The organism is Phytoactinopolyspora endophytica, assembly GCF_004138495.1.
In the GTDB taxonomy this organism is placed as follows: domain Bacteria; phylum Actinomycetota; class Actinomycetes; order Jiangellales; family Jiangellaceae; genus Phytoactinopolyspora; species Phytoactinopolyspora endophytica.
In genome coordinates this window covers 136107-136802 of the sequence record NZ_ML142860.1, presented here as the reverse complement: position 1 = coordinate 136802, position 696 = coordinate 136107, and the positions used below count along the sequence as shown (strand labels likewise).

Annotated in this window: 1 protein-coding gene and 1 pseudogene; both read right to left on the bottom strand. The window is 69.7% G+C overall.

From position 1 onward, the window contains the following. Positions 1–187, bottom strand: a pseudogene (locus tag ELR45_RS35650) (hypothetical protein); the annotation flags it as partial. A gap of 26 nt (positions 188–213) precedes the next feature. Then, a partial coding sequence (locus ELR45_RS38665) for a substrate-binding domain-containing protein (RefSeq protein ID WP_205857017.1) occupies positions 214–696 on the bottom strand: 483 nt, incomplete at its 5' end.

Below are 696 nucleotides of genomic sequence, written 5' to 3'. Positions count from 1 at the left end.
AGAACCCCATCAAGGTCAGTGACGAGCCGTCGTCGCCGTCCGGGCTCTCGCCGTCCGCCGGTGCCTCGCTGCCGGCCTGCTCGTCCCCGTCGTCGGCGAAGTCGGACCCTCCGCAGGCCGCGGCCAGAAGGGCACCGCCTGTCAGGAGAACCAGTAGCTGAAAGAGGCGTCGTGGTCGGGTGCGCATGTTCGCACGCTCCTTCGATGGTGTGGTCAGTCGAGTCGAGTGCTCGCACGGATGATCAGCTCCGGCGCGAGGAGTTCGCCGGCGGGCCCGGTGGCCGGCTCGGCGAGCGTGGTGGTGAGGTTCCGTACTATCCGGTGCGCCACCGCTTCGAGCGGCTGGCGCACCGACGTCAGCGATGAGGTAAGCAGCGGGGCAATAGGGGAATCGTCGAAGCCGGTCACCGCGAGGTCGCGGCCCACGGCCAGCCCGCGCGCGGCGGCCGCACGCAGGATACCGACAGCATGGACATCGCTGATGCACACGATCGCCGTCGGTGGTCGAACGAGACTCAGCAGCTGATCGAGCGCCTCGCCACTGTGCGCGGTGTCATCGTCCGCCCGCACATCGAGGGCGTCGTCAGCGGCGAGCCCAAGTTCCTGCGCCGCGCGGAAGAAGCCCTCGGCGCGCCGGTCACCTGTGGCCGAGCCCGACGGAGATCCGAGGAACGCGATGCGCTCGTGACCGAGCTC